This window comes from Glaciimonas sp. GNP009, from assembly GCF_054343755.1.
Genome location: NZ_JBTGUV010000004.1, coordinates 1,532,184 through 1,557,804, shown reverse-complemented (window position 1 = coordinate 1,557,804; position 25,621 = coordinate 1,532,184). Strand labels below are relative to the sequence as shown.

The following is a 25,621-nucleotide window of genomic DNA, read 5'->3' as shown; positions in this document are numbered from 1 at the left end:
AAGCGTCAGAAAATGGCCTCCTTTAGAGCATTCTAATTTGCTCCCAATCGGTCAGGCCCTGGAATATTTTATCTATTCCATCTTGTTTTAAAGTTCGCATACCTTCTCCGATTGCTGTTTCTAAAATGTCGGGGACGTTTGCTTTGGCATGAATTTTTCTTTTGATGGCAGCGCTATTAAGCAACAATTCATGGACGCCTAATCGACCTTTGTAGCCGCTTTTGTCGCATTTTTCACATCCAGTTGCCTTGCGTAATATGAAGGCATGGTTATCTTTGTTATAGCGTCTCTGCCAGTCAGCAATGACATCGGCTGGTTGGAGCTTTGTTTCGTGACAATATTCGAAAGCAAGCATATCGATTTGCGCATCGGTGGCTTCATAATTTTGGCAGCAATTGGTACATAATTTGCGCGTAAGTCGTTGACCGACGACGCCCAATAATGCATCGGCAAAATTGAAGGGATCCAGACCGAGATCCAAAAGCCGCACTGCGCTTTCGACTGCGCTATTGGTATGCATGGTGGAAAATACCAGATGGCCGGTTAATGAAGCCTCAATCACCGTTCGGGCAGTTTCGGGATCACGCGTTTCACCGACCATGATCACGTCTGGATCTGCACGCAAGAAGCTGCGTAATATGGTGGCAAAAGTCCAGTCGATTTTCGCCTGAACCTGCACCTGCCGAAGGCCTTTTTGGGTAATTTCAATGGGGTCTTCGACTGTCCAAATTTTGCGCTCGGGCGTATTGATATAACTGACCAGCGAATGTAAAGTAGTGGTCTTGCCGGAACCGGTCGGGCCGCAGACGAATAAAAGACCATGCGGTTTGAGTGCCAGTTTCTGAAGGCCCTCTAACACCATCGGTGACAGACCCAATGCATCCAAAGATAATGCCTGCGGTGCTGCCAATATGCGCATGACGATGTCTTCGAGGCCTTCGGTTGTTGGCATAGTGACGACCCGAAGTTCGATTTTGGCTGGACCGAACTGCTCAAAGTTCATTTTTCCATCTTGCGAGCGCCGTTTCTCGGATATGTCCAGTCGGCTCATGATTTTGAGGCGGGAAATTAATGCATTTCGGAAGTTTGCCGGAATGTTGGAATAATCCTTCATTGCGCCATCTTTACGAAATCTCACGCGCGTTGGTTCATGTCCCTTCATGGTTTCAATATGGATGTCAGAAGCCCCTTGTTCATAGGCGTCCATGATGATTTTATTCACCAGGCGAACCATGGTGTTATCGGACTCGGTGATCACGTCATCGGCGGGCTCGTTGGTGACGGAGCCGCTGCTATCATCCAGTTTGGAAACAAAATCTGCAATATTCTGGCGTTCACCTTGCGTGCCATAAAACTTGGAAATCACGGATGCGAGGTCGGCCTCGGATGCCATGACAGGATCAATAGTATGTTTCGTGTAGACCGTGAGTGCTTTTAAAGCGTCCGATGAAAGCGGGTCTTCCATTGCAACCACCATCCGGGTTTGCGCACGGTATAACGGCATGACTCTATAGCGGCGGACGAGATCACCGGGGACTATTTTGATCAGTTCCAGATCAAACTGGAACTTCAGCAAAGTGACAAAGGGGATGCCCAGTTTTTGTGCGAGGACTCTCTTGATAGTGTCTTTGTTGACCACACCCATATCACATAGAATATCGCCTAAATGTATTCGCCGATCCGAGGCCTGACGCTGGAGCGCCTGTACCAATTGATCTTCCGTGATAAGGCGCTCTTGAATCAGCGCCTCCCCAAGTCTTAGATGCGGTATTGACTTTTGTCTTTGTAAAGCTGTTTCAACTTGCAACTCCGTGACTAGATTTTCCTGTTGCAGGTAATCGCCTAATTTGGATGCACGGAGTTCATTTTGTCTTTTTAGTCCGGCATCTAACGCATCGGCAGAGACAATTTTTTCGTCTACAAGTATCTTTCCCAGCTTTTCGCCAATTTGATAGTTAGCAATCGATCCAGCTGGAATGAACCAGCGCAATACGTTATTGCCGACTGTGGAAAGAAAAAGGAAAAGCCCCGTTTCGTGCGGAACGAAGGCGACGGTTTCAGTAATCAGGCGCTCGCCATCATTGAAGGAAATAATGCATTTTTGCTTAACGGAGGCGGAAGGTGCCTCGTGCAATCCCGCTGCTAACGGTAGGGACAATCTTTGGAGCGTAACCGGATTGGTCAGACGGATACTTTTTATGGCTGAAAATCCGATGTGAATGTTTTCACCTGCACGTTCAGGGTGAAACTCCAATTGGGCTGCGTCGAGATTAAAACGTATTAGCTCGCCGACTTTTTGGCGCCCATCGTGCAAGGTCACGACGCACGGCACGATGTGGTTATTTTCTGCTGGCGGAGTGGTCGCTATTACCTCGAAGTGAGCGGGTGTGGGCCATTCCAAATCGAATTCCATTGGTTTCTCCATTTAAGTTCAAAAGCCCCCTGTTACGTTCTGATGACGTTCAGGGTGTCGTGCTTGAAATTGTCATGCGTACCCGCCGGAAGAATACATCCGCTTTTTTGCCACTCCTAACTTATATGAAACTCTCTAGTTAATTCTTAAACAGATTTGCCAATTCCAGACCAGGTTCTGGCGCGCGCATAAATGTTTCACCTATCAAAAAAGAGTGTACGTTGGCGTCGCGCATTTGCTTTACGTCTTCTGCTGTTCGAATACCGGATTCGGTCACGACCAGCTTGTCGGGAGAAATATGCGGTAGCAAAACCAGCGTATTTTCCAGCGACGTTTCAAAGGTACGCAGATTGCGGTTGTTAATGCCTAATAGCGCTGTTTTTAGTTTGAGGGCAGCGGTGAGTTCTTCTGCGTTATGTACTTCAACCAGCACGCTCATCCCAAGCTCTAGCGCGATGGCTTCCATTTCTGCCATTAAGCCATGATCAAGAGCCGCAACGATCAGCAAAATAGCATCGGCACCCCAATAACGCGCCTGATAAATTTGATACGGATCAATCATGAAATCTTTACGCAAGACCGGAAGTGCGCAAGCCGACCGCGCTTGTTTCATGTATTCCGGCGACCCTTGAAAAAATTTCTCATCAGTGAGTACGGATAAACACGCAGCGCCATGCGTCGCGTAGCTGATAGCTATATCAGCGGGGCGGAAATCAGCACGAATGATACCTTTTGATGGCGATGCTTTTTTGATTTCAGCGATGATGCCAGCATTACCAGCATCGACTTTGGTTCTCAGTGCGGCCTCGAAGTCACGCAACTGTAATCGGGCATCGGAATCGGTTTCGACCTCACGTCGCAGACTGGCTAGGTCACGCTGTTTTTTGGCAGCGGTGATTTCGTCTGCTTTGACGTCGAGAATTTTATTTAATATATCGGACATAGCGGATTTCCATTTCGTATTCTGAATGCGCGTATTCTCGCGGATTGGAATGTATTTAACTAGGTGTTGGCACCAAGCGATTGCGTGGCTTGCACAAACTGTTCCAGTTTGCGGCGCGCAGCACCTGAAGCCATGACTGCGCGTGCTTTAATCAAACCATCGGCAATTGAATTGGTAATGCCCGCAGCATAGAGAGCGGTGCCAGCGTTGAGGGCGACGATATCCCGAGCAGGGCCCGGTACGTCATCGAGCGCTTCGAATATTTTTTCTTTTGACTCGTGCGAATTGGCGACCTTTAAATTGCGGCTAGCGATCATTTGTAGCCCGAAATCCTCCGGATGTATTTCGTATTCGCGGATTTCGCCATCGATCAATTCACCCACCAGCGTTGCTGCGCCGAGCGACACTTCATCCATATTGTCGCGGCCCCAAACAACGATTGCACGCTGCGCACCAAGGCGCTGCAACACGCGCACCTGGATTCCTACCAGATCAGAATGGAACACGCCCATCAGGATATTCGGTGCGCCAGCGGGATTAGTGAGCGGGCCTAAAATATTGAAAATCGTCCGCACGCCTAGCTCTTTACGCACCGGTGCCGCATATTTCATCGCCGCATGATGGTTTGGCGCAAACATGAAGCCGATGCCGGTTTGGTCTATCGAGCGCGAAACTTGCTCCGGTGTCAGGTTGATGTTGGCACCCAATGATTCGAGTACATCAGCGCTGCCGGACGAAGAAGAAACACTCCGGCCGCCATGTTTCGCAATGCGTGCACCAGCGGCTGCGGCGACGAACATGGTTGCTGTAGAAATATTAAAAGTCTGTGCACCGTCACCGCCGGTTCCGACAATATCGAGTAGATTGCTGGTATTTGTGGTCGGAACCGGGGTTGCAAATTCCCGCATCACTTGTGCAGCAGCGGCAATTTCACCGATTGTTTCTTTTTTAACGCGTAACCCCATGGTCAATGCTGCGATCATGACTGGCGACATTTCACCCCTCATGATTTTGCGAAAGAGATGCAACATTTCATCGTGGAAAATTTCGCGATGCTCAATGCAGCGCAAGAGTGCTTCTTGGTCAGTAATCGGCATGAACTTCCTCTTGAGGCTTTACGTGGACGACATCTTTAATACCAATGCCATCGTATCCTGAATACATGGGTAATGTTAGCGCGCAACGGCTGGATGGCCGCTACGTGTTGCTGGATTAGGGTATATCTGAATGGTTGAGTTAGCGTTCCGCAGGCATCTGGATCGAATGTCAGATCGAAAAGCGCCCGGCAACATTAACGCTGTAAGAAATTTTTAAGCAGAGCGTGACCATGTTCGGACAAAATGGATTCCGGATGAAATTGGACGCCTTCAATATCAAGCGTCTTATGGCGCACCCCCATAATTTCACCGTCATCGGTCCACGCTGTGATTTCCAGGCAATCGGGTAAGGATGCGCGTTCGATCGCCAGCGAATGATAGCGCGTGACATTAAACGGGTTGGGTAAATCCTTGAACACGCCAACGCCGGTATGATTAATGAGCGACGTTTTGCCATGCATAACTTGTTGTGCACGAATCACTTCACCGCCGAATGCCTCGCCAATTGCCTGATGTCCCAGACAGACGCCGAGGATTGGCAGCGTGCCGCCTAACTTTTGCAATAGCTCAACGCAAATGCCGGCCTCTTTTGGACTACAGGGACCGGGCGATAAACAGATACGATCGGGATTCAGTGTCGCGATTTCAGCGAATGAAATTTCGTCGTTACGGAAGGTGCGGACATCTTCACCCAGTTCACCGAAGTATTGGACCAGGTTATAGGTGAAGGAGTCATAGTTATCGATCATCAGTAGCATCAGATTTCTCCATCCAGGCCATCTTGTACTTGTTCGGCTGCGCGCAATACTGCGCGGGCTTTATTTTCGGTTTCTTCCCATTCGGTCTCTGGCACCGAGTCAGCGACGATACCGGCGGCGGCTTGTACATATAGCATGCCGTCTTTAATGACACCGGTGCGGATGGCAATAGCGACATCCATTTCGCCACCGAATGACAAATAACCGCAAGCGCCGCCATAAATGCCGCGCTTGGTGAGTTCTAGTTCATCGATGACTTCCATCGCCCGCACTTTTGGTGCACCGGAAAGGGTGCCAGCGGGGAAGGTTGCCTTCAGGACGTCAAGATTGGATAGGCCGGATTTCAGCACGCCTTCTACGTTTGAGACAATATGTTGCACGTGAGAATATTTTTCGATGACCATCTGGTCGGTGACTTTGACGCTGCCGGTTTCGGCAATGCGACCAATATCGTTGCGCGCCAGATCAATCAGCATGACGTGCTCTGCTATCTCTTTTGGATCGGCTAGCAATTCGATTGCCAGTTGTTCGTCACGTTCCGGTGTCGAGCCGCGTGGACGCGTACCAGCCAGTGGGCGGATGGTGACTTTACGTTTTCCGTCAGAGGTGGGCGTCGGCGCAGCAGTTTGCTCGTTGCGGACCAGTATTTCGGGTGATGAGCCGACAATCTGCATATCACCGAAATTGTAGAAATACATGTACGGAGACGGATTTAATGACCGCAATGCGCGATACAGCATGAGCGGTGAATCGACGTACGGTTTTTTGATGCGTTGGCCAATTTGTACTTGCATCAAATCACCGGCCATGACGTAGTCTTTGGCTTTGGCCACCGCTTTGAGGTAATCCTCTTTTTTGAATTCGCGAATTGTTTCTGTCCGTACCGAGGCAGATGTTACAGGAGCGTCCGCAGGACGGCGTAACATCATGCGTAACTCTTTCAGGCGTTGGCGGCCCTTGGAAAACGCTTCCGGCTGGGTTGGATCGGTGTAGACGATTAGATATAGTTTGCCTGACAGATTGTCGATTACCGCGAGTTCTTCCGTGAGCAGCAATTGAATGTCAGGCAAGCCCAAATCATCTCTGGGCGTGGTGTTTGCCAGCCGTTTTTCGATGTGGCGTACGGTGTCATAGCCAAAGTAACCCGCCAGACCGCCGCAAAAGCGTGGCATACCAGGGCGGATTGCTACTTTGTAGCGCGATTGGAATTCGCCGATGAAATCGAGCGGATTGCCTTCAAGGCTTTCGATGATCTTGTCATTTTTGACGACTTCGATCCGTGTGCCAAAACTGCGCAACAGCGTTGATGCTGGCAAGCCGATAAATGAGTAGCGCCCAAAGCGCTCTCCACCGACGACCGACTCTAGCAAAAAGGTATTTTTGCCAGTTTGCTGGGTCTGCGCAAGCTTTAGATACAGCGTCAAAGGGGTTTCGAGATCTGCCAATGCTTCGGCGATCAGTGGGATGCGATTATAGCCTTGTGCGGCCAGCGATTTGAATTCGAGTTCGGTCATGTTTCTCTCCAGACCGCTATTGTAAAACAGCGGGGGTCGACTACAAAAAACGTTGTCGGTGATCGTCTTTATAAAAAGGCGAAAAGTCGGACAGCGGCGATCAGCGGGTTACTTAGCCCAGGATTGCCAGCGTCGCCAGAGCCAGGCCTCAGCGGCGGCTAATGGGACAATACGTTTTTTTTCGAGAAACATCATTTGAGAATTTTGTTTAAGAGTTTTTTAGCTAAGACGTTTGAACTTAGCTGGAAATGTAGTGCGCCGCGGAAAGCAGCGTGGATACTATACCATCCGAATCGACGTCTTGTATAGGCTCGCCATGATTGTAGCCATACGGAACACTCAATACGCGGCATCCGGCTGCGCGGGCTGCTATTGCGTCATTTGAGGAGTCACCAATAGCTACGACTTGTGCTGGCGCCAACTTGAATTGCCGAAAAACCTCCAGAAACGGCATCGGGTCAGGTTTTTTTCTGGAAAACGAGTCGCCGCCGTAGACCAGTTCAAAAAAATCGCGTAATCCGGTGGTTTCCATTAGCGGTAGCGCAAATGCAATGGGCTTGTTTGTGACACAAGCCAGACGCAAGCCCGATGCGCGCATGGATTGAAGTCCTGCGATGACATCTGGGTACAGTGTCGCGTAATGGCCATTGATCGCCAGATAATGGTGTTGATAAGAGGCTAGTGCTGCGTCGAAATGCGTTTCGACCTGCGCTGGAGGATAATCTGCGCCTAAGACGCGGCGGATCAGATTTTCCGACCCTTTGCCGACGAAGTTGCTAATGGTTTGCAGCGGCAGCGGTGCCAGATCAAAATCAGCACGCATGCGATTGATGGCGACGTGGAAGTCCGGGGCCGTATCGAGCATGGTGCCGTCCAAATCGATGATGACCGCTTTAATGCCGGTCAGCATGACGCTGCGCATACTAGTCGTCACTTCGGCGCTAGGCAAAGTCATACTTTTGCCAATTCACCACGCATTGCATCAATCACTGTTTTGTAATCAGGCTTTCCAAAGATGGCTGAACCAGCGACGAAAGTGTCTGCGCCGGCGGCGGCGGCTTGGGCGATATTTTCTATTTTGATACCGCCGTCGACTTCTAGCATGATATTGCGGCCGGAATCGTCGATCAAGCGACGCACTATGGCGATTTTGCGCAGTGCTTCAAGAATGAAAGACTGGCCGCCGAAGCCTGGGTTGACCGACATAATCAGGATAATGTCGAGTTTGTCCATGACATGCTCAAGATAGTCTAAAGAGGTCGCTGGATTGAACACCAAGCCCGCTTTACAGCCATGGTCGCGAATCAATTGCAAGGATCGATCAATATGTTCTGATGCTTCTGGATGAAATGTGATGATGTTTGCGCCAGCTTTGGCAAAATCCGGAATAATACGATCCACCGGCTTGACCATAAGGTGAACGTCAATCGGTACTTGTACATGAGGACGAATTGCTTGGCAGACCAGCGGTCCAATGGTGAGATTGGGAACGTAATGGTTATCCATGACGTCAAAGTGAATCATATCTGCGCCAGCGCTGACAACATTGCGCACTTCTTCGCCGAGACGGGCAAAGTCGGCAGATAGAATACTTGGGGCGATTCGGTAGGTTGGTTTGTTTGGCATGGCGGTCACTAAATGAGATGATGCGTAAAAGATGCGCTATTTTACTCCGCGCATGCTGTCTGGGCGGAGTTGTACTTGCATCAGTTGATAATTTCGTGTGCAATGATCTGCGGGAATCCATGGATCCGAGAGCGTCGCGCTGAAGTTGTCCGTCGGCTTGTTCAGTGGTTCCACTGAACTAATGGTTTAAATAGAGGAAAACTGCATGTCCGCTTATGAATTTACCGTCACTGTCAAAACCCAATATCTTGAAGAGCAATCCGAACCGGATCGCAATCACTATGTTTTTGCCTATGCAATTACCATTAAAAATACTGGTAAAGTCGCTGCGCAACTGATTTCTCGCCATTGGGTGATTACGAATGCTAACAATGAAGTACAGGAAGTCCGCGGGCTTGGCGTGATAGGCCATCAACCTTTGCTGCAACCTGGTGAAAGCTTTGAGTATTCCAGCGGAACATCGTTGGCAACACCACAAGGATCTATGTTTGGCGAATTTTTCTGCGTGGCAGAGGATGGCGAGCAATTCGAGTCGCGAATTCCAGAATTCGTTTTATCGCTGCCACGGACGTTGCATTAATGTACGTTGTATAAGGCCAGGTTGCATCGCATAACGCGTCATTGAAAAATGTGGCGTTACTTCCTGTAAATGTTATCTAGTCGTTACTTACTTAGTATGTTGATCGCCACTTTGTTTCTGTGGCGGCGCTTTACGTGATGGTGTCTGGTCCGGTTTTCGGCCCGACATAGTCCACCATACAATAAACACAAATAAGAAGAAGGCAACGCTCGCCTCAAGTATCAATAACCACATAAAGAATCCTCAATGTCATTCAAGCGCATAAGTCTACCCGTTTCAGCCCGTATCTCAGCTCTAATTGTTGCTCTCAGTCTGGCAGCGTGCTCTACTTCTCCGCCACTGTCATCATCAATCACACCTAAATCGCCTGAAATTAAACCCCCTCCGTCAGCTTACGTCGGACCCTTGCCAGATATGAAGGTACCTGCTGGTACCTTGAGGTTAAGTACCTTTTCTGCCTTGCCGGGTTGGCTTAATGACGATGTACGTCAGGCGCTACCGGCGTTCTTGACGTCGTGTTCAACCATGGTGAGAAGAGTTGGCTGGACGGAGCCTTGTACTATCGCACGTGATTTGGATGCGACCAGTGAAAGCGTTGTTCGTACATTTTTTGAGGCATTTTTTGCCCCGTATCAAGTAATTAACGCCGATGGTACCGATAATGGTTTGGTTACAGGATATTACGAGCCGCTATTACGCGGTTCCCGCAAGCGCGGGGGTGTCTACCAGACGCCCCTTTATCATGCGCCAGATGATTTATTAACAATAGATTTGGCTAGCGTTTATCCTGAGCTAAAAGGACTGCGTTTACGTGGTCGCATCGTTGGCAATAAGGTGGTGCCCTATCCAAATCGCGCTGAACTGGACAAAACAGGCAGTCTTAGCGGGAAAGAAATTGTGTGGGTAGATGACCCTGTCGATGCATTTTTCCTGCAAGTGCAAGGTTCAGGGCGTGTCCAGATGGCGAATGGGGAAATTTTGCGCGTAGCTTACGCCGATCAAAATGGCTATCCTTATAGATCGATCGGTCGTTATTTGATTGATAAAGGTGAGTTGACGCTGGCGCAGGCTTCGGCGCAAGGAATTAAAGCCTGGTTGGTGGCAAATCCTTCGCGGCGGCAGGAGTTATTGAATTCGAATCCGAGTTATGTCTTTTTTAAGGAGGAGAAAGTGTTGGATCCGAGTCAAGGGCCGAAAGGCGCCCAAGGTGTCCCTTTGACCGCTCAGCGTTCGATTGCGGTTGATCCTCATTTTATTCCTCTCGGCGTTCCTGTATTTTTGGCGACGACTCAGCCAAATAGTACTAAGCCGCTCCAGCAGTTGGTCGTTGCGCAAGATACTGGTGGCGCGATTAAGGGTGCTGTGCGGGCAGATTTTTTCTGGGGTTTTGGTAATGATGCCGGAGAGAAGGCAGGAAAAATGAAGCAACGAGGCGCAATGTGGGTTTTGCTGCCGAAGTTGTCTGTTATAGCCGGACGTTGATTGGCAGCGGAGTCTTTAGTGGATTTTCTTGCAAACTCAACGCCAACTGGCGTTGAGGCTTTCACTATATATATGCACCTACCTAAATAGATAAGCATCTAATTGTGTGTATGTAGCCGTGCGCTCTGCCGCCTTATATTAGCGTAACACCAGTACTGGGATTGTAGAGTGAGCCAGGACCCTTTGAGTTTTGCTGCCTAGAAACAGGCGACTTAAGCCGCTTCGACCATGTGAAGCCATAAAAATAACGTCACAACCGTATTTTTCCGCCGCATTGATAATTTCTTCATCTGGATTGAATGCTTGAGCGGTAAGTATTTCACATTCCACTCCTGCCGCCTTAGCCGCATCGGCAACTTTTTGAACATGTAATTGTGCGAGAGCCAGCATATTCTCTTCATAAGTTCCGGGATCAGCCGCCATAGTGCTCTCTGCCATGGGCGAAAATGGATAAGGTTCAGCCACTGACAAACCAATTACCTTGCCGTTGCCAAATTTTGCAAATTCGATGGCTGCGGAAATTGCCTTATCCGACAACACTGAGCCATCTGTCGGTACCAATATGGTTTTGAACATTATGTCCCCTTTGTTAATGAAGAAATTGTGACACTTTCAAGATGTCGCCATTGCAATAATACTTCTTAGGGCGATAGTTAGACGCAATAATTGGACACATTACTGTCTGATAAATTCCTCATCTAATCGAAGCCCTAATTATGAGTGTTAAAAATGTAATGCGCTTCCTGCGAGATCATCGTATCTGTTATCTTTAAGAGGCTACAATTAATCTTTCATAACACCTACTGACACGGAGACACAATGCCATACGAAGCAATTTTGGTTGAGACACAAGGAAAAGTCGGACTGATTCGGCTAAACCGCCCGAAAGCCTTGAACGCTTTGAATGAGCAGCTGATGACTGAGCTAGGGCGGGCGCTGTTGGCGTTCGATAGCGATGACGCAATCGGATGCATCGTTATTACCGGAAGTGAAAAAGCATTCGCAGCCGGTGCCGATATCGGCGCAATGGCCAATTACTCTTACATGGATGCGTACAAAGGTGACTACATCACGCGTAACTGGGAGGAAATACGCCGTGTTCGTAAGCCTGTTATTGCAGCAGTAGCCGGTTTTGCTCTAGGAGGTGGATGTGAGTTGGCAATGATGTGTGATTTCATCATTGCAGCGGACAATGCGAAGTTCGGTCAGCCCGAAATTAAATTGGGTGTGATTCCAGGTGCTGGTGGAACGCAGCGTTTGCCACGCGCGATATCAAAAGCTAAGGCAATGGATATGTGCCTGACAGCTCGGATGATGGATGCGGTTGAAGCTGAGCGCGCCGGACTTGTGTCACGGGTCGTGCCTCTGGATCAATTGATGGCCGAAACCTTGGCAGCAGCAACTGTCATTGCCAATATGTCGCTTCCAGCGGTAATGATGGTCAAAGAGTCGGTTAATCGTGCTTATGAAACCACCTTGGCAGAAGGCATTCACTTTGAGCGTAGATTGTTTCATAGCACCTTCGCCACAGAAGATCAAAAAGAGGGAATGCAGGCATTTTTAGAGAAGCGTTCACCTGTTTTTAAAAATGTTTAAAATTGTTTATAAAATTGCTTGCCAGTGTTGAGATGTGTTGCTATAGTTCGGCCTCTGTTGAAAACGACGCGAAATACTGAGTACGGCGCAAGCGGTGCGAAGGGCGAAATTGGAGGCGGAAACGAGGTTGTAAAGTGGGGTGTTTTGAGCGGTAGTTGTGAGTTGATTTGGTTTTAAATTGTTTCTAAAATGATTTAAAAAGAAGTTGACGAAAAGTTCGAAGTGCCACATAATCTCATCTCTCTGCTGCTGACAAACAAAACGCTTTGTCAGCGCTGCGAACACCGAGCGTAAGGTTGGGTGTGACGCCAAACAGAGACAGTTCTTTAACAATTAACAGCCGATAAGTGTGGGCGTTTAATGAAAGTGCAGCGTGAACTACTTCGGTGGTTTGCGTATAACTTAAAACATTAAATGTTCACAAAAGAAGAAAATAGGATATTTGCCTGAGTCAAATTGGGGAGATAGCCTGTCAGTATTTTGAGTGAGCGATAGCAGCGATGCTAGGCAGCAATGCCACAAAACAGAGATTAAACTGAAGAGTTTGATCCTGGCTCAGATTGAACGCTGGCGGCATGCCTTACACATGCAAGTCGAACGGTAACAGGGAGCTTGCTCCGCTGACGAGTGGCGAACGGGTGAGTAATATATCGGAACGTGCCTGGTAATGGGGGACAACTAGTCGAAAGATTAGCTAATACCGCATACGCCCTACGGGGGAAAGAGGGGGCTTCGCAAGAACCTCTCGTTATCAGAGCGGCCGATATCTGATTAGCTAGTTGGTGAGGTAAAGGCTCACCAAGGCTTCGATCAGTAGCTGGTCTGAGAGGACGACCAGCCACACTGGGACTGAGACACGGCCCAGACTCCTACGGGAGGCAGCAGTGGGGAATTTTGGACAATGGGCGCAAGCCTGATCCAGCAATGCCGCGTGAGTGAAGAAGGCCTTCGGGTTGTAAAGCTCTTTTGTCAGGGAAGAAACGGTCTTGGTTAATACCTGGGGCTAATGACGGTACCTGAAGAATAAGCACCGGCTAACTACGTGCCAGCAGCCGCGGTAATACGTAGGGTGCAAGCGTTAATCGGAATTACTGGGCGTAAAGCGTGCGCAGGCGGTTTTTTAAGACAGGTGTGAAATCCCCGGGCTTAACCTGGGAATGGCATTTGTGACTGGAAGGCTAGAGTGTGTCAGAGGGGGGTAGAATTCCACGTGTAGCAGTGAAATGCGTAGAGATGTGGAGGAATACCGATGGCGAAGGCAGCCCCCTGGGATAACACTGACGCTCATGCACGAAAGCGTGGGGAGCAAACAGGATTAGATACCCTGGTAGTCCACGCCCTAAACGATGTCTACTAGTTGTCGGGTCTTAATTGACTTGGTAACGCAGCTAACGCGTGAAGTAGACCGCCTGGGGAGTACGGTCGCAAGATTAAAACTCAAAGGAATTGACGGGGACCCGCACAAGCGGTGGATGATGTGGATTAATTCGATGCAACGCGAAAAACCTTACCTACCCTTGACATGGCTGGAATCCTTGAGAGATCAGGGAGTGCTTGAAAGAGAACCAGTACACAGGTGCTGCATGGCTGTCGTCAGCTCGTGTCGTGAGATGTTGGGTTAAGTCCCGCAACGAGCGCAACCCTTGTCATTAGTTGCTACGAAAGGGCACTCTAATGAGACTGCCGGTGACAAACCGGAGGAAGGTGGGGATGACGTCAAGTCCTCATGGCCCTTATGGGTAGGGCTTCACACGTCATACAATGGTACATACAGAGGGCCGCCAACCCGCGAGGGGGAGCTAATCCCAGAAAGTGTATCGTAGTCCGGATTGTAGTCTGCAACTCGACTACATGAAGTTGGAATCGCTAGTAATCGCGGATCAGCATGTCGCGGTGAATACGTTCCCGGGTCTTGTACACACCGCCCGTCACACCATGGGAGCGGGTTTCACCAGAAGTAGGTAGCCTAACCGCAAGGAGGGCGCTTACCACGGTGGGATTCGTGACTGGGGTGAAGTCGTAACAAGGTAGCCGTATCGGAAGGTGCGGCTGGATCACCTCCTTTCTAGAGTTTGCCCGGACATTAAGCGTCCACACTTATCGGTGTGTTAGTTAGAAGAAGAACAGTCATATTAGGAACGTGCTAATCAGGACGGGTCTGTAGCTCAGTTGGTTAGAGCACCGTGTTGATAACGCGGGGGTCGTTGGTTCGAGCCCAACCAGACCCACCAGTTATAGAGGTACGATTTAAGGGGGGCTTAGCTCAGCTGGGAGAGCACCTGCTTTGCAAGCAGGGGGTCATCGGTTCGATCCCGTTAGCCTCCACCATTTACTTTGCTGGGCACACCGCCTGGTGCATAAAGTAAGCGTAAAAAATCAAACCTAAGTCAGTATTTGCGCGGGGTAGTAGCGTGAAATAAAGCGATTTAGGTTTGATCTTTTTAAGATCATTGGCTGTTTGTTCTTTAACAATTTAGAAGAAGTAAAGATTCGTCTGCGCTACGACAGTAGTGTGGATGGGTATGATTGTATCAAATCAAAAAGTATTAAAGAGTTCTCAAAAGAGCATACGTAAGTATGCAAATGCGATAACACTTTGGATACGGCAAACGCTAAAGTAATACTCATAAGTAATATCCTATAACCGGTTTTTGGTCGTGAACGCGATCAGAGGCTAACGTTATAGGGACAAGTGAATAAGTGCACATGGTGGATGCCTTGGCGATTACAGGCGATGAAGGACGTAGTAGCTTGCGATAAGCTGCGGGGAGCCAGCAAACAGGCTTTGATCCGCAGATTTCCGAATGGGGAAACCCACCCTTTATGGGTATTGCATACTGAATACATAGGTATGCAAGGCGAACGTGGCGAACTGAAACATCTAAGTAGCTACAGGAAAAGAAATCAACCGAGATTCCCAGAGTAGTGGCGAGCGAAATGGGAACAGCCTGCACGATTTAGCATCAGCGATAATGGAACACTCTGGAAATAGTGGCCATAGAGGGTGATAGCCCCTTACATGAAATCGGTGGTGTGGAACTAAGTGTGCGACAAGTAGGGCGGGACACGTGTAATCCTGTCTGAACATGGGGGGACCATCCTCCAAGGCTAAATACTCGTAATCGACCGATAGTGAACCAGTACCGTGAGGGAAAGGCGAAAAGAACCCCGGAAGGGGAGTGAAATAGATCCTGAAACCGTGTGCATACAAACAGTAGGAGCGGACTTGTTCCGTGACTGCGTACCTTTTGTATAATGGGTCAGCGACTTACATTCAGTGGCAAGCTTAACCGTATAGGGAAGGCGTAGAGAAATCGAGTCCGAATAGGGCGTTCAGTCGCTGGGTGTAGACCCGAAACCAAGTGATCTACTCATGGCCAGGATGAAGGTGCGGTAACACGCACTGGAGGTCCGAACCCACTAATGTTGAAAAATTAGGGGATGAGCTGTGGGTAGGGGTGAAAGGCTAAACAAACTTGGAAATAGCTGGTTCTCTCCGAAAACTATTTAGGTAGTGCCTCAAGTATCACCATCGGGGGTAGAGCACTGTTATGGCTAGGGGTTCATTGCGAATTACCAACCCATTGCAAACTCCGAATACCGATGAGTGCGAGCTTGGGAGACAGACGCCGGGTGCTAACGTCCGACGTCAAGAGGGAAACAACCCAGACCGCCAGCTAAGGTCCCAAAGATTGGCTAAGTGGCAAACGAAGTGGGAAGGCTAAAACAGTCAGGAGGTTGGCTTAGAAGCAGCCATCCTTTAAAGAAAGCGTAATAGCTCACTGATCGAGTCGTCCTGCGCGGAAGATGTAACGGGGCTAAGCCAGTCACCGAAGCTGCGGATATGTACCTATTTATAGGTCATATGGTAGGAGAGCGTTCTGTAAGCCTGCGAAGGTGTCTTGTAAAGGATGCTGGAGGTATCAGAAGTGCGAATGCTGACATGAGTAGCGATAATGGGGGTGAAAAGCCTCCACGCCGTAAGCCCAAGGTTTCCTGTTCAACGTTCATCGGAGCAGGGTGAGTCGGCCCCTAAGGCGAGGCAGAGATGCGTAGCTGATGGGAAGCAGGTTAATATTCCTGCACCGTCGTGTGATGCGATGGGGGGACGGATCGCGGAAGGTTGTCCGACTGTTGGAATAGTCGGTTTTTGGCTCAGAGAAGGCTGTTAGGCAAATCCGGCAGCGTAATTCAAGGGGTTGAGACGAGTGAATTTATTCATGAAGCAATCGGAAGTGGTTCCAAGAAAAGCCTCTAAGCTTCAGTCACACGAGACCGTACCGCAAACCGACACAGGTGGGCGAGATGAGTATTCTAAGGCGCTTGAGAGAACTCGGGAGAAGGAACTCGGCAAATTTGTACCGTAACTTCGGGATAAGGTACGCCCCGGTAGCTTGACTGGCTCGCGCCAGAAGGGTGAAAGGGCTGCAATAAAAAGGTGGCTGCGACTGTTTAATAAAAACACAGCACTATGCAAACACGAAAGTGGACGTATATGGTGTGACTCCTGCCCGGTGCTGGAAGATTAAATGATGGGGTGCAAGCTCTTGATTGAAGTCCCAGTAAACGGCGGCCGTAACTATAACGGTCCTAAGGTAGCGAAATTCCTTGTCGGGTAAGTTCCGACCTGCACGAATGGAGTAACGATGGCCACACTGTCTCCTCCCGAGACTCAGCGAAGTTGAAATGTTTGTGATGATGCAATCTACCCGCGGCTAGACGGAAAGACCCCATGAACCTTTACTGTAGCTTTGCATTGAATTTTGAACCAATCTGTGTAGGATAGGTGGGAGGCTTTGAAGCGTGAACGCTAGTTTGCGTGGAGCCAACCTTGAAATACCACCCTGGTTTGTTTGAGATTCTAACCTTGGTCCGTTATCCGGATCGGGGACAGTGCATGGTAGGCAGTTTGACTGGGGCGGTCTCCTCCCAAAGTGTAACGGAGGAGTTCGAAGGTACGCTAGGTACGGTCGGACATCGTGCTGTTAGTGCAATGGCATAAGCGTGCTTAACTGCGAGACTGACAAGTCGAGCAGGTACGAAAGTAGGACATAGTGATCCGGTGGTTCTGTATGGAAGGGCCATCGCTCAACGGATAAAAGGTACTCTGGGGATAACAGGCTGATTCCTCCCAAGAGTTCATATCGACGGGGGAGTTTGGCACCTCGATGTCGGCTCATCACATCCTGGGGCTGTAGCCGGTCCCAAGGGTATGGCTGTTCGCCATTTAAAGTGGTACGTGAGCTGGGTTTAAAACGTCGTGAGACAGTTTGGTCCCTATCTGCCGTGGGCGTTGGAAATTTGAAGGGGGCTGCTCCTAGTACGAGAGGACCGGAGTGGACGAACCTCTGGTGTACCGGTTGTCACGCCAGTGGCATTGCCGGGTAGCTAAGTTCGGAAGAGATAACCGCTGAAAGCATCTAAGCGGGAAACTTGCCTTGAGATGATATTTCCCGGGAACTAGATTCCCCTAAAGGGTCGTTCGAGACCAGGACGTTGATAGGCTGGGTGTGGAAGCGTAGTAATACGTTAAGCTAACCAGTACTAATTGCCCGTGAGGCTTGTCCCTATAACCTTAGCAGGTTATAGATTAAGCTAATGAGATATGTGTTTGCCTGAAAAGTGCAATCATACCCAGCAGTGCGGTGACACACCCTTGTCACTGCACTGCAGTAATACAAAACTTTACTTCTTCTAGATTGCGTTGTTTGTTGCCCCATTGGGAACACACGACACTACAGTTTATGCCTGATGACCATAGCGAGTTGGTACCACCCCTTCCCATCCCGAACAGGACCGTGAAACGACTTTGCGCCGATGATAGTGCTGCAACCAGTGTGAAAGTAGGTCATCGTCAGGCTCTTATTAGAAAACCCTCTCCGAGTAATCGGGGAGGGTTTTTGCTTTGCAGAAACGATTTATGCAATGACAACACCCAACACCCAACACCCAACACCCAACACCCAACACACACCAACATTAACTACGCATCATCACCCCGCGCGCCGATAAGATGTAGTCTGCAAGACAAATTCCCTCAGTGCCAACAGTCAAACTCAACCCTACAGCCTCACATTTCGCCACGCTCTCCCAATCTTGAGATACTTAGGTAAGCAATCTCGTCCTATTTATAGTGGTAACGATTTTTTTATAAAAACTATAGCCACCAACCGGTAATCACTGGGCCATAAGCCATTAAGTCACATCCCACTACACCAAAATAATTGCCTCCCGCCGTGTTTGGAAAGATATCTGTCACCGCCCTTTGATCAAGCCTGCCTTCACCAAACTTTACTTTACGATCATTCTTTAAACCCAATCGATCAATGTCTCGTCATTCTGGTTTGATTTGTAAGTTAACATCGCGAAATTGTCATGCATTTTTCTTGGAAATCCCGAAAGACAACTTTGCGCACAATAATCTACCCTGATAATAATGCCTTATAAGTTACTTAGCGCCCGACGATCCTGTGGAGGCATCGTTTATGTAAAAAAAATTTACGAGAGCATTAAGAGACAGCATATTTTCGCCAACGTGTGAACCGCATGAGCAATGACGTCATCCAGTTAAATAGCAATGCCTAGAATATCTATATCCAAAATACGCTACTAAGCAAAACAACAAACAGACAACTACTGGGTTTTTAACCAGTTGTCCTGTATGATTTCGTATAAATTAAGACTAAGGTGCTACTAAGATGATAGGTCGTCTCTCCGGGATTTTACTTGAGAAAAATCCGCCGCAATTAATAGTTGATTGCAATGGCGTCGGCTATGAAGTAGGAGTACCCATGAGCACCTTTTACAATCTTCCCGTAATTGGAGAAAGGGTCGTCTTATTGACACATTTGGCCATACGAGAAGATGCGCATGTACTGTTTGGATTCGGCACCGCGGAAGAGCGCAACGTTTTCAAACAACTAATCAAAATTAGTGGAGTAGGTGCGCGTATGGCGCTCTCAATTTTGTCTGGAATGTCAGTTCACGACTTAGCACAGGCGATCACGTTGCAAGAGGCGGGACGCTTGACCAAGGTTCCTGGCATTGGCAAAAAAACTGCAGAACGTTTATTGCTGGAGTTAAAAGGAAAACTAGGTGCTGATATTGGCGCGGTCGGAGGACACCCCGTTAACGTTGTGACGGGTGATATTTTGAATGCGTTGGTTGCGTTAGGTTATTCCGATAAAGAGGCATCGCTAGCTTTAAAGCAAATACCAGAGGACATTACAGTATCCGACGGTATTAAATTGGCACTGAAGGCGTTATCCAAATTGTAATGTTATTTTATTAATGCTAATTTTCGCAATAAGCCGATGAGTATCAAATTTTCCCTCATTCAGATATGGCCGTAGCAAGCTTATCTAAACTACGACATCTAAACCTTTCAGTCCGGCTACAATTCGATCATGAGCATTCAAACCGACGACTTTACCGAGCAGCGAATTATCGCGGCCACTCCGGCCTCTCCAAACGAAGAGGCAATTGAACGTGCGCTGCGACCAAAGCATTTAGATGAATATGTAGGGCAGCAAAAAATTCGTGAGCAGTTGGAAATTTTTATTACTGCTGCTCGCCAACGTAAAGAGGCATTGGATCATACCTTGCTGTTTGGACCTCCAGGGCTGGGAAAAACTACTCTAGCCCACATCATCGCCCGTGAAATGGGTGTTAATTTACGCCAAACATCAGGTCCGGTCCTTGAGCGAGCGGGAGATTTAGCTGCGTTATTGACGAATCTCGAAGCAAATGATGTTCTTTTTATTGACGAAATTCATCGGCTTTCACCGGTCGTAGAGGAAATTCTTTATCCTGCTCTTGAGGATTATCAAATAGATATTATGATCGGAGAAGGTCCAGCCGCACGCTCCGTCCGGCTCGACTTGCAACCTTTTACGTTGGTTGGTGCGACGACTCGTGCGGGAATGTTAACAAATCCGCTGCGGGATCGTTTTGGCATCGTTGCCAGATTGGAATTTTATACGCCGGAAGAATTAACCAGAATTGTTACGCGCAGTTCGGCTTTACTCAACGCGCCAATAGTCGGGGATGGCGCGTTTGAAATTGCTAAGCGCAGCCGTGGTACGCCACGTATCGCCAATCGACTTTTAAGACGTGTTCGAGACTATGCCGAGGTAAAGGGAAATGGTGAAATAACTAAAGCCATCGCCGATGCCGCGTTAGTTATGCTAGATGTTGATCCAGTCGGATTCGATGTAATGGATCGTAAATTGCTCGAAGCTGTGCTCTTTAAATTTGGTGGTGGCCCGGTTGGTCTTGATAATTTGGCCGCAGCAATAGGCGAAGAGCGTGACACTATTGAAGACGTGCTGGAGCCCTATTTGATACAGCAAGGCTTCTTGCAGCGGACGCCGCGAGGTAGGATCGCGACTCCTGCTGCCTATGCGCACTTTGGTGTTAGTGCGCCGCAGACCGGTCCCAACGGCGAACTTTGGGGCCAAAATTAACAACCCCTCGGGCGGAGATGCTTCCGGCGCAAAAATGTCAACTTTCCAGATATGGATTGACGCTGACGCTTGTCCCAATGCGATTAAAGAAATTTTATTTCGCGTTGCAGAACGGCGTCACATGACGATTACGTTGGTAGCCAACAAGTTATTGCGAACCCCACCCTCTCGTTTTATCAAGGCAATTCAAGTGCCAGCGGGATTTGATGTTGCAGATCAGGAAATAATACGTTTGTTGCATCCGGGAGATTTAGTCATTACGGCCGATATTCCGCTGGCAGCACAAGTCCTTGATTGTGGCGGCGACGCACTAAATCCTCGTGGCGAGTTTTATAATCTCGATAATATTCAACAGCATTTAGCTATGAGAAAATGGTTGGAGGAGTTGCGCGGATCGGGTGTCGATACTGGCGGACCAGCAATATTTAGCCAGAGTGATCGCCATCATTTTGCCGCGCAATTAGATCGGCATTTACAAAAAGCGTCTATTTAACAAGGAAGAAACGCATATTCGTCAAGGCGATGCTTGTGTAAAAATTAAACGTCACAGACAATGCGATAGTCGTCACCAATTTGTGTAAGCGAACCATGCTCATGTCAACAAAAGCTAATCGGTACGCGCATCAACTCATCGATGCCAGAGCCAGCGCTCGATTGTTACCCCCATTTTCCAACGGCGAGGCGTTATTGCCGGTAGATGGCTATGATATTTCCAAGCGAATTCTTGACGCGAGCATTAGTCGTGGAGAGATTCCAAAAGGGCGTAAATTAGGTTTCACCAATCGTACTTTATGGCCCAAGTATGGGGTTAATCAACCCATTGAGTCACTCATGTGGGCGCATATTTTTGATAGCACCGTGCGTTTTGCTGAAGACAACCGAGGAATCCAAAGTCTAGAAGGCGCGGTACAACCACGAATCGAACCCGAAATCGTATTCAAATTGGGAACCACTCCAAGTCCGGATGCAAGTCTCAGTGAGTTGGCCGATTGTATTGAGTGGATGGCGCATGCGTTTGAGATCGTTGTGTGCCCATTCCCTGATTGGAAATTTGAGGCTGCAGATGCCATCGCCGCATTCGGTTTGCACGGCACTCTGATCATCGGAGAGCCACACGTCCTGTCGACCGCTACGCGACGTAATTTGGGAGATATATTAGCCAATGCGAGCGTTTCATTGTCTTGTTGTACCGAGGATTCCGTGACTTTATGCGGTGCTGGATTTGGTAGCGATGTGCTTGATAGCCCGTTACACGCCGTATGGCATTTACATCAGTTACTTAAAACCCAGCCACAATTTTCACCGCTCTCCGCTGGTGAGGTAATTACAACGGGGACCTGGACTGATGCATATCCAGTCCAACGGGGGCAAACGTGGGTGACGGCATTTTCTGGGGTAGCCCTTCCTGGCTTAACATTGTCATTTATATAGCTAAAAAACAACTCAACCCTCATCCATCTAATGAGGGTCGAATGCAAAAATGCCACGCAACGTCAACATTGTGTGGCATATTTTCATCACATTAATTTAGGCTTAATAACCTTACCAAGAGCTTTAAAACCTCAATAAGCGTACTGAAGTAGTTAACCTTATTCTTCACGCACCCAGGTTTGTGAGCGTCCAAGCAAGGGCACCCCGATATATCCGCGTACGCTTAATTTTTTACCGTCATCAAGAAGTGACATCTTGCTTTTGTAGACCTTACCGTTTGCTGGGTCCAGAATAGTCCCACCACTGTACTCAGCGCCATCAGCCTTCATACCTTGCAGCATTGTCAGGCCAACAATTGGCTTGTCCTTATTGTCGCCTTCGCATTTGACACACTTCGGATTAGCTTCTTCGTTGGGCTCACGAAATAATTTTTCGATCTTTCCTGACAACTCACCACCAGATTCAGTTATCCGAATCAACGCTTTGGGCTTGCCGGTAGAGTCGTCAATATTTTTCCATAATCCAACTGGAGATGTAGTTTGCGCCGTGGCGCAAAATGCTAGGAGCAAACCAGCCGCGAGGATACTCATTGAACTTTTTTTCATGCATGTCTCCCTTATTTTTTTGTTGTGCGTAAGCGATTTATTTAACAACTTACTTTAGCCACTTAATTTACCCGCCTACGCACATTGATTTACAGGGTTTCATAATGCAATGAGGCTTTGTGATGCGTTTCTAGTCCTTCAGTTTGGCAAACTGTTCGTTTAGTTTAACCAAGATGGCGGTAAAACTAGCCACGCGCTCTTGTTCCTGCGCAACCACTTGCGCGGGTGCCCGAGCTACAAAGCTGTCATTGCTTAGTTTCGCCTGTGCTTTTGTAATTTCTGCTTCCAAACGGGTGATCTCCTTGGTAAGGCGCTCACGCTCGGCGGCAACATCAATTTCTACCTTCAGCATTAGCTTAGCATTACCGACGATGGAAATAGGTGCCGGAGACTCGGGGAAATCCTCTAATACTTGCACTTCCGATAATTTTGCTAGTCCTTGCAAGTATGGCGCGAATGCTTTCAGAGCCGCTTGATTTGATGCATCACCAGCAATAATCAGTGGTATCCGCAATGCTGGCGACAGCTGCATTTCACCCCGCAGATTACGACAGGCATCAGTCAGGGATTTCAATTCTGTCATCCATGCTTCCGCTTTTTCATCGATTTTGTCAGGGCGTGCTTCTGGGTAAGATTGACGCATGATCGAATCGCCAGCTGGATCCATCACGTGGCCAGTCAATGGTGCAACGCTTTGCCACAATGCCTCAGTCACAAAAGGAATGATCGGATGGGCCAGACGCAAAATAGTTTCCAGCACCCGTAATAACGTTCGACGCGTAGCTTGCTGTTGTGCCGGGCTGCCGTTTTGTATCTGAATTTTTGCGACTTCCAAATACCAATCGCAATATTCATCCCATACGAATTTATAGATAGCGGATGAAATATTATCGAAACGATAGTCGGTGAAACCCTTCGCGATGTCAATTTCGGTGCGTTGTAATTGAGAAACAATCCAACGGTCTGCATAAGAGAAATCCAGCTTCTCTTTGTTGCACTCGCCAGCTGTATGACCTTCAAATCCGCAATCCTTACCTTCGGTATTCATCAGAACAAAGCGGGTAGCGTTCCACAATTTGTTGCAGAAATTCCGGTAACCATCGCAACGGCTCAGGTCAAAATTAATATTGCGACCAAGCGTCGCTAGTGACGCAAAGGTGAACCTCAGCGCATCGGTGCCAAAAGCGGGAATGCCATCGGCAAATTCTTTGCGCGTAGCCTTGGCGATGCTATCTGCCTGCTTGGGGTTCATCAGACCCGTGGTGCGTTTTGTGACCAATGTTTCGACGTCAATGCCATCGATCAGGTCGATTGGATCGAGCGTATTTCCTTTGGATTTAGACATTTTTTGGCCGCTACCATCGCGTACCAGACCATGCACGTATACGGTCCCGAACGGCACTTTGCCGGTGAAGTGGGTAGTCATCATGACCATCCGTGCAACCCAAAAGAAGATAATGTCAAAGCCGGTCACCAGCACTGATGATGGTAAGAACATTTTGTAATCAGGCGTTTCTTCAGGCCAACCAAGCGTTGAAAAAGGTATCAGCGCAGAAGAGAACCAGGTATCGAGGACGTCATCATCGCGTCTGATAACTTTGTTGCCAGCTTGAGTCTGCGCTTCCGCTTCGGTCCGCGCGACGTAGATATTTCCGTCTTCGTCGTACCAGGCGGGAATCTGATGGCCCCACCACAATTGACGCGAAACACACCAATCCTGAATATTGTTGAGCCATTGATTGTAAGTGGTGTTCCAGTTCTCTGGCACCATCTTGATTTCACCATTAGCGACTTTTTCCAGCGCGACTTCGGCAATCGATTTGCCTGGGAAATGCGTGCCTTCTGGTGCCGGTTTGCTCATCGCCACAAACCATTGATCGGTCAACATTGGCTCAATCACAACGCCAGTGCGGTCTCCACGTGGGACCATCAATTTATGCGGCTTAACCGATTCGAGCAGACCGAGTGCATCAAGGTCGGCGACGATTTGTTTACGTGCGACAAACCGGTCCATGCCCTGATATTGTTGTGGCGCTTCCTCGTTGATTTTTGCATCGAGTGTCAGGATGCTGATTTTGTCCAGATTATGACGCTGACCCACCGCATAATCATTAAAGTCATGCGCTGGCGTGATCTTCACGCAGCCGGTACCGAACTCTTTATCCACGTATTCATCGGCGATGATCGGAATTTCGCGACCGCACAATGGCAACGTCAGCATCTTGCCGACCAGATGACGATAACGCTCATCGGTTGGGTCGACGGCAACGGCGGCATCGCCGAGCATGGTTTCCGGGCGCGTGGTGGCCACGGTCAAATGACCGCTGCCATCGACCAGCGGATAGCGGATGTACCACATCGAACCGTCTTCTTCTTCCGATACCACTTCGAGATCAGAAACTGCCGTGCCGAGCATCGGGTCCCAGTTGACCAGACGTTTTCCGCGATAAATTAAACCTTGTTCGAATAGTCTGACAAAGACCTCGGTCACGGTCCCGGATAAGTCGGTGTCCATCGTGAAATACTCACGATCCCAATCGGCGGATGATCCAAGGCGACGCATCTGGGCGGTAATCGCAGAGCCAGATTTTTCTTTCCACTCCCAGACTTTTTCGATAAATTTTTCACGGCCTAGATCGTGACGCGATATTTTTTGCGCATCGAGTTGACGCTCGACCACAATTTGGGTCGCTATGCCGGCGTGGTCGGTTCCCGGTATCCATGCGGTATTGAAGCCACGCATGCGGTGGTAGCGCACCAGGCCATCCATGATGGTCTGATTGAATGCGTGGCCCATGTGCAAGGTGCCGGTAACATTTGGTGGCGGTAACTGAATGCTGAACGATGGTTTGCTGGCATCGGTGGTCGCGGCATAGTACCCGCGTTTTTCCCACTCGCTACGCCAAAATTGTTCAATCTCGGCAGGGTCGAAAGACTTGGCTAATTCCATGATTTAGTGGTGTTTTTTGCTAAAACAATGATTATAAAGGACGACACGTTTGCTTCGGCACATAGGCCAGACATATTTAAGGAACGTGACTATAAAATGGTCAAATGCCCTACTTTGAGGAGGCAAAGATCATTTTTTGTCAGAATATTTATTGTTGATCA

General features: G+C 48.7%; 17 protein-coding genes, 2 tRNA genes and 3 rRNA genes. 12 read left to right on the top strand and 10 right to left on the bottom strand.

Going from position 1 to position 25,621, the window contains the following annotated elements:
* Positions 1 to 22: 22 nt before the first annotated feature.
* The 7 genes from ACXX82_RS07810 to rpe form a co-directional block, all read right to left on the bottom strand.
* A complete protein-coding gene (locus tag ACXX82_RS07810; protein ID WP_458562719.1) occupies positions 23 to 2,413 on the bottom strand; it encodes a GspE/PulE family protein in 2,391 nt (796 codons plus the stop codon).
* 139 nt (positions 2,414 to 2,552) lie between these two features.
* On the bottom strand, positions 2,553 to 3,356 hold the full coding sequence (gene trpC, locus ACXX82_RS07805) for an indole-3-glycerol phosphate synthase TrpC (RefSeq protein ID WP_322233342.1): 804 nt from the start codon (positions 3,354 to 3,356) through the stop codon (positions 2,553 to 2,555).
* Between the two features lie 59 nt (positions 3,357 to 3,415).
* Positions 3,416 to 4,453, bottom strand: coding sequence for an anthranilate phosphoribosyltransferase (gene trpD / locus ACXX82_RS07800; RefSeq protein WP_322233341.1), 1,038 nt, complete (start codon positions 4,451 to 4,453; stop codon positions 3,416 to 3,418).
* A 194-nt stretch (positions 4,454 to 4,647) separates the two neighbouring features.
* On the bottom strand, positions 4,648 to 5,211 hold the full coding sequence (locus tag ACXX82_RS07795; RefSeq protein ID WP_458562718.1) for an anthranilate synthase component II: 564 nt from the start codon (positions 5,209 to 5,211) through the stop codon (positions 4,648 to 4,650).
* Positions 5,211 to 6,725, bottom strand: a complete 1,515-nt coding sequence (gene trpE, locus ACXX82_RS07790) for an anthranilate synthase component I (protein ID WP_322233337.1) — start codon at positions 6,723 to 6,725, stop codon at positions 5,211 to 5,213. Before trpE ends, ACXX82_RS07795 begins: the two co-directional genes overlap by 1 nt.
* 238 nt (positions 6,726 to 6,963) lie before the next feature.
* A complete protein-coding gene (locus ACXX82_RS07785) occupies positions 6,964 to 7,680 on the bottom strand; it encodes a phosphoglycolate phosphatase (RefSeq protein ID WP_416186782.1) in 717 nt (238 codons plus the stop codon).
* Positions 7,677 to 8,351, bottom strand: coding sequence for a ribulose-phosphate 3-epimerase (rpe, locus tag ACXX82_RS07780; RefSeq protein ID WP_322233335.1), 675 nt, complete (start codon positions 8,349 to 8,351; stop codon positions 7,677 to 7,679). The genes ACXX82_RS07785 and rpe overlap by 4 nt, the downstream gene beginning before the upstream one ends.
* 205 nt (positions 8,352 to 8,556) lie before the next feature.
* On the opposite strand from rpe, the gene apaG reads away from it, so the two are divergent.
* Together apaG and mltA are read left to right on the top strand one after the other, a co-directional pair.
* On the top strand, positions 8,557 to 8,931 hold the full coding sequence (gene apaG, locus ACXX82_RS07775) for a Co2+/Mg2+ efflux facilitator ApaG/CorD (protein ID WP_322233333.1): 375 nt from the start codon (positions 8,557 to 8,559) through the stop codon (positions 8,929 to 8,931).
* A 246-nt stretch (positions 8,932 to 9,177) separates the two neighbouring features.
* On the top strand, positions 9,178 to 10,413 hold the full coding sequence (gene mltA, locus ACXX82_RS07770) for a murein transglycosylase A (RefSeq protein ID WP_323506552.1): 1,236 nt from the start codon (positions 9,178 to 9,180) through the stop codon (positions 10,411 to 10,413).
* Between the two features lie 138 nt (positions 10,414 to 10,551).
* On the opposite strand, the gene ACXX82_RS07765 is transcribed toward mltA, so the two are convergent.
* Complete coding sequence (locus tag ACXX82_RS07765) at positions 10,552 to 10,989, bottom strand: universal stress protein (RefSeq protein ID WP_322233329.1); 438 nt, start codon at positions 10,987 to 10,989, stop codon at positions 10,552 to 10,554.
* A 243-nt stretch (positions 10,990 to 11,232) separates the two neighbouring features.
* Between ACXX82_RS07765 and ACXX82_RS07760 the strand changes: the two genes are divergently transcribed.
* From ACXX82_RS07760 to ACXX82_RS07715, 10 genes are all read left to right on the top strand, one after another.
* A complete protein-coding gene (locus tag ACXX82_RS07760) occupies positions 11,233 to 12,009 on the top strand; it encodes an enoyl-CoA hydratase (RefSeq protein ID WP_322233327.1) in 777 nt (258 codons plus the stop codon).
* A gap of 532 nt (positions 12,010 to 12,541) precedes the next feature.
* A 16S ribosomal RNA gene (locus ACXX82_RS07755) occupies positions 12,542 to 14,074 on the top strand.
* 89 nt (positions 14,075 to 14,163) lie between these two features.
* Positions 14,164 to 14,240: transfer RNA gene (locus ACXX82_RS07750), tRNA-Ile, on the top strand.
* Between the two features lie 21 nt (positions 14,241 to 14,261).
* Positions 14,262 to 14,337, top strand: a tRNA-Ala gene (locus ACXX82_RS07745).
* A gap of 358 nt (positions 14,338 to 14,695) precedes the next feature.
* Positions 14,696 to 17,578, top strand: a 23S ribosomal RNA gene (locus tag ACXX82_RS07740).
* A gap of 178 nt (positions 17,579 to 17,756) precedes the next feature.
* Positions 17,757 to 17,869: ribosomal RNA gene (rrf, locus tag ACXX82_RS07735) — 5S ribosomal RNA — on the top strand.
* The 16S, 23S and 5S rRNA genes sit together here with 2 tRNA genes alongside, the layout of an rRNA operon.
* An 838-nt stretch (positions 17,870 to 18,707) precedes the next feature.
* Positions 18,708 to 19,286, top strand: a complete 579-nt coding sequence (ruvA, locus tag ACXX82_RS07730) for a Holliday junction branch migration protein RuvA (protein ID WP_458562717.1) — start codon at positions 18,708 to 18,710, stop codon at positions 19,284 to 19,286.
* Positions 19,287 to 19,415: 129 nt separating this feature from the next.
* On the top strand, positions 19,416 to 20,474 hold the full coding sequence (ruvB, locus tag ACXX82_RS07725; RefSeq protein WP_322233323.1) for a Holliday junction branch migration DNA helicase RuvB: 1,059 nt from the start codon (positions 19,416 to 19,418) through the stop codon (positions 20,472 to 20,474).
* 34 nt (positions 20,475 to 20,508) lie between these two features.
* Positions 20,509 to 20,967, top strand: coding sequence for a YaiI/YqxD family protein (locus ACXX82_RS07720; RefSeq protein WP_322233321.1), 459 nt, complete (start codon positions 20,509 to 20,511; stop codon positions 20,965 to 20,967).
* Between the two features lie 95 nt (positions 20,968 to 21,062).
* Positions 21,063 to 21,905, top strand: coding sequence for a 2-keto-4-pentenoate hydratase (locus ACXX82_RS07715; protein WP_322233319.1), 843 nt, complete (start codon positions 21,063 to 21,065; stop codon positions 21,903 to 21,905).
* A 158-nt stretch (positions 21,906 to 22,063) separates the two neighbouring features.
* Here ACXX82_RS07715 and ACXX82_RS07710 read toward each other — a convergent pair whose 3' ends face one another.
* The gene (locus ACXX82_RS07710; protein WP_416186781.1) at positions 22,064 to 22,510 is read right to left on the bottom strand and encodes a DUF2147 domain-containing protein; all 447 of its coding nucleotides are present in this window, start codon (positions 22,508 to 22,510) and stop codon (positions 22,064 to 22,066) included.
* Between the two features lie 130 nt (positions 22,511 to 22,640).
* Positions 22,641 to 25,460: a valine--tRNA ligase gene (locus tag ACXX82_RS07705; protein ID WP_458562716.1), complete on the bottom strand. Its 2,820-nt coding sequence runs from the start codon at positions 25,458 to 25,460 to the stop codon at positions 22,641 to 22,643.
* Positions 25,461 to 25,621: the final 161 nt, after the last annotated feature.

Excerpts from the sequence above, each read along its gene's own strand:
- ACXX82_RS07720 (WP_322233321.1), top strand. The coding sequence starts at position 20,509 with ATGTCAACTTTCCAGATATGGATTGACGCTGACGCTTGTCCCAATGCG.
- ACXX82_RS07760 (WP_322233327.1), top strand. The coding sequence starts at position 11,233 with ATGCCATACGAAGCAATTTTGGTTGAGACACAAGGAAAAGTCGGACTG.
- ruvB (WP_322233323.1), top strand. The coding sequence starts at position 19,416 with ATGAGCATTCAAACCGACGACTTTACCGAGCAGCGAATTATCGCGGCC.
- trpD (WP_322233341.1), bottom strand. The coding sequence starts at position 4,453 with ATGCCGATTACTGACCAAGAAGCACTCTTGCGCTGCATTGAGCATCGC.
- ACXX82_RS07705 (WP_458562716.1), bottom strand. The coding sequence starts at position 25,460 with ATGGAATTAGCCAAGTCTTTCGACCCTGCCGAGATTGAACAATTTTGG.
- apaG (WP_322233333.1), top strand. The coding sequence starts at position 8,557 with ATGTCCGCTTATGAATTTACCGTCACTGTCAAAACCCAATATCTTGAA.
- ruvA (WP_458562717.1), top strand. The coding sequence starts at position 18,708 with ATGATAGGTCGTCTCTCCGGGATTTTACTTGAGAAAAATCCGCCGCAA.
- trpE (WP_322233337.1), bottom strand. The coding sequence starts at position 6,725 with ATGACCGAACTCGAATTCAAATCGCTGGCCGCACAAGGCTATAATCGC.
- ACXX82_RS07795 (WP_458562718.1), bottom strand. The coding sequence starts at position 5,211 with ATGCTACTGATGATCGATAACTATGACTCCTTCACCTATAACCTGGTC.
- ACXX82_RS07810 (WP_458562719.1), bottom strand. The coding sequence starts at position 2,413 with ATGGAATTCGATTTGGAATGGCCCACACCCGCTCACTTCGAGGTAATA.
- ACXX82_RS07785 (WP_416186782.1), bottom strand. The coding sequence starts at position 7,680 with ATGACTTTGCCTAGCGCCGAAGTGACGACTAGTATGCGCAGCGTCATG.
- mltA (WP_323506552.1), top strand. The coding sequence starts at position 9,178 with ATGTCATTCAAGCGCATAAGTCTACCCGTTTCAGCCCGTATCTCAGCT.
- rpe (WP_322233335.1), bottom strand. The coding sequence starts at position 8,351 with ATGCCAAACAAACCAACCTACCGAATCGCCCCAAGTATTCTATCTGCC.
- ACXX82_RS07765 (WP_322233329.1), bottom strand. The coding sequence starts at position 10,989 with ATGTTCAAAACCATATTGGTACCGACAGATGGCTCAGTGTTGTCGGAT.
- ACXX82_RS07715 (WP_322233319.1), top strand. The coding sequence starts at position 21,063 with ATGCTCATGTCAACAAAAGCTAATCGGTACGCGCATCAACTCATCGAT.
- trpC (WP_322233342.1), bottom strand. The coding sequence starts at position 3,356 with ATGTCCGATATATTAAATAAAATTCTCGACGTCAAAGCAGACGAAATC.
- ACXX82_RS07710 (WP_416186781.1), bottom strand. The coding sequence starts at position 22,510 with ATGAAAAAAAGTTCAATGAGTATCCTCGCGGCTGGTTTGCTCCTAGCA.